This window comes from Mesorhizobium sp. M5C.F.Ca.IN.020.32.2.1 (assembly GCF_004023105.1).
Classification (GTDB): domain Bacteria; phylum Pseudomonadota; class Alphaproteobacteria; order Rhizobiales; family Rhizobiaceae; genus Mesorhizobium; species Mesorhizobium wenxiniae.
The window spans coordinates 1-3,027 of the sequence record NZ_RZSX01000774.1; the positions used below are offsets into that span (position 1 = coordinate 1).

General features: G+C 62.1%; 4 protein-coding genes. All 4 read right to left on the reverse strand.

The genetic code is table 11. The annotated features are described in order from the left end of the window. Positions 1 to 76: 76 nt before the first annotated feature. Positions 77 to 649: an alpha/beta hydrolase gene (locus tag EOA86_RS28595; protein WP_128344730.1), complete on the reverse strand. Its 573-nt coding sequence runs from the start codon at positions 647 to 649 to the stop codon at positions 77 to 79. Continuing rightward, the gene (gene purB / locus EOA86_RS28600; RefSeq protein WP_128344732.1) at positions 649 to 1,956 is read right to left on the reverse strand and encodes an adenylosuccinate lyase; all 1,308 of its coding nucleotides are present in this window, start codon (positions 1,954 to 1,956) and stop codon (positions 649 to 651) included. Before purB ends, EOA86_RS28595 begins: the two co-directional genes overlap by 1 nt. A gap of 59 nt (positions 1,957 to 2,015) precedes the next feature. Next, complete coding sequence (locus EOA86_RS28605) at positions 2,016 to 2,531, reverse strand: hypothetical protein (protein ID WP_127208949.1); 516 nt, start codon at positions 2,529 to 2,531, stop codon at positions 2,016 to 2,018. After that, positions 2,528 to 3,027 (reverse strand): DUF2259 domain-containing protein (locus tag EOA86_RS28610; protein WP_128344734.1); only part of this gene is annotated, 500 nt, incomplete at its 5' end. The genes EOA86_RS28605 and EOA86_RS28610, both read right to left, overlap by 4 nt.

Genomic DNA, 3,027 nt, shown 5'->3' on the forward strand with positions numbered 1-3,027 from the left:
GCAACGACCCGCGAGGATCCATGGGGCACGGTGATCAGGACCGTTCCCGGCAAGGCCTGAGCGTTTCGGAAGCCTGTTAGAGCCGGGCCTTTTCCAGCAGGCGGCCGAGCATGAGCAGGCCCGCCGGCCAAAGGCCGAGATGGGTCTCGTTTCCCATATGGCCGAGATCGCCGGCATCGGCGAGGTCCGCGCCCCAGGCAGCGGCGAAGGCCGTTGCCTGGTCGAAGGTGACGCGCGGATCGGTGCGGCTTGCCACCACCAAGGTCGGAAATGGCAAGCGTTTCAGCGGCATCGGCGCAAATGGACGAACAAGGTCGAAGGAAGGATCAGGATTCTCGACATTGGTTGCGGCAACCAGCAATGCGCCCGCAACCTTGTTGAGTTGGCTTTCGCTGGCGCCAGCCGCCCACTTCACTGCCGTCGCCACCGCCAGCGAGTGCGCAAGCAGCACCACGCGCCGAGGTGCTGCGGCAATCGCGGCGTCGATGCGGCCAATCCAGTCCTCAGGGTTGGGCCTGTCCCATTCGGCCTGCAGCACTCGACTCGAATTGGGGAACGCCCGGCACCAATGCGACATCCAGTGATCTGGCCCGGAATTGCCGCGGCCCGGCAGGGCGAGAAAGTCGAAATCTCCGGCCGCCGAAATCATCACGCTTCCCCGAACACACGCTTGAAGATCGTCTCGACATACTTGGTATGATAGCCGAGGTCGAATTTTTCACGGATCTCGGCTTCGGGCAAGGCTGCGGTGACCTCTTTGTCAGCCAAAAGTTCGTCAAAGAAATCAGCACCTTGCTCCCACACTTTCATGGCGTTTCTCTGCACCAGCCGGTAGGCGTCCTCACGGCTGACACCGGCCTGGGTCAGCGCCAGTAGCACACGCTGCGAATGCACGAGACCGCGGAACTTGTTCATGTTCTTCAGCATGTTGTCGGGATAGACAAGCAATCTGTCGATGACACTGGTCAGCCGCGACAGCGCAAAATCGAGCGTCACGGTCGCATCCGGGCCGATCATGCGCTCGACCGACGAATGCGAGATATCGCGCTCGTGCCAGAGCGCCACGTTCTCCATCGCCGGTAGCGCGAAGGAACGCACCATGCGCGCAAGCCCGGTGAGGTTTTCGGTAAGCACCGGGTTACGTTTGTGCGGCATCGCCGACGAGCCTTTCTGTCCGGGCGAAAAATACTCTTCCGCCTCCAGCACCTCGGTGCGCTGCAGATGGCGGATCTCGACCGCCAGCCGTTCGATCGACGATGCGATGACACCGAGTGTCGCGAAGAACATCGCGTGGCGGTCGCGCGGGATCACCTGCGTCGACACCGGCTCCGGCTTCAATCCGAGTTTCTTCGCCACATGCTCTTCGACATAGGGATCGATGTTGGCGAAAGTGCCGACAGCACCTGATATGGCGCACGTCGCAATATCCTCACGCGCGTGCGCCAGCCGCTCGCGGCAGCGCGAGAATTCGGCATAGGCCTGCGCCAGCTTGACGCCGAAGGTGGTCGGCTCGGCATGGATGCCGTGGCTGCGGCCGATGGTGATTGTGTCCTTGTGTTCGAAAGCGCGACGCTTGAGCGCCGCAAGCAGGCCGTCGATGTCGGCCAGAAGGATGTCGCTGGCGCGGGTGAGCTGCACGGCAAAGCAGGTGTCGAGAACGTCCGAGGAGGTCATGCCCTGATGGATGAAGCGGGCATCCGGCCCGACAAATTCACTAAGATGAGTGAGGAAGGCGATGACGTCGTGCTTGGTGACACGCTCGATCTCGTCGATGGCATCGACGTCGAACTTCGCGGCACCGCCCTTTTCCCAGATGGTTTTGGCGGCCTCCTTCGGGATGACGCCGAGCTCGGCCAGTGCATCGCAAGCGTAGGCCTCAATCTCGAACCAGATGCGGAATCGGGTTTCGGGCGACCAGATGGCCACCATTTCCGGCCGGGAGTAGCGAGGGATCATCCGTCAGTCCTGACTTGCGAGGGCGTTCGCCCGCGTCCTAACAGAGGCAGACAAAATCCTCAACGCTGCTGCGGCGCAAACCAGATGCTGGCGAGAGCCAGCGCGGTGAAACCGAGCGGAAAATAAAGCCGGATGCCCAAAACGATGAATTGATAGAACGCCGTCGCCATTGTGTGCACGAACTGGATGGACCAGGCGATGGTCAGTGCAGGTTCATGCCACTGGGCATAGTAGGAACGGTATTGCAGCGCAAAGAGCCCACCAGTGAAGCCGATCGTGGCGGCAAGAAGGCAGACAAACGCGGCCGCCAAGGCAACTTGCCAATGCCGTCCGAGCGAGACGAGCCGCGCCAGGAACAGGCCCACCGGAAAGGCGAGCGCACCGCCGGCCGCATAGAGCAGCGAGACGAAGCGGATCTTTGCCGGGGTCTCCCAGTCGTCCAACAGCAGATTGACAAGCGCGCTGGCGCCCATCGCTGCGGCCCACAGCAGGGCGCCGCAAACCGCGACGCCCGGCGATGGCAAAGCGTTGCGGATACGATCCAGGCGGTTGTGTAAGGCGGGGAGCGGCGTCACAGCCGGCCGGTCACCGCGATCCAGCGATAGTCCGGCCCTTCGAAGCCGTATTGGCGCACCGCGATCAGCACGGCATAGGCGCTGAGGCTTTGCAAGGAAAATGTCTGCACAGCGCCGATCCGATAGCCGTTCGGGCAGCCTCTGCTTTTGGGGATCGACTTGTCCTCGTGTAGAAGCTCAGTCTTGCCGCCGTCTTTCGCTTCGATGCGCAGCAAGCGAAAGCCGTTGATCTCGCCCAGGCTCTGGCAGTTTTCGGTATCGTTCATACCGATCTCGTCGAGCCGGAACTCGAGCGGATCATCGACCGGCGAAAAGATCGGCCGCGGGTTGACTACCATGCGGAACGGATCGGCCGAAAGTTCGGTCACCGGGTTGAAGCCGGCGGTGATGCCGCGATTCGCGGTCAATTCCGCCTGCTTGATAATGGCTTCGCCTTTCTGCCGGGCTGCAAGGCGCGCTGCGTCAAGCGTTGCGTTCTCGTCGTCAAGCCGCACTC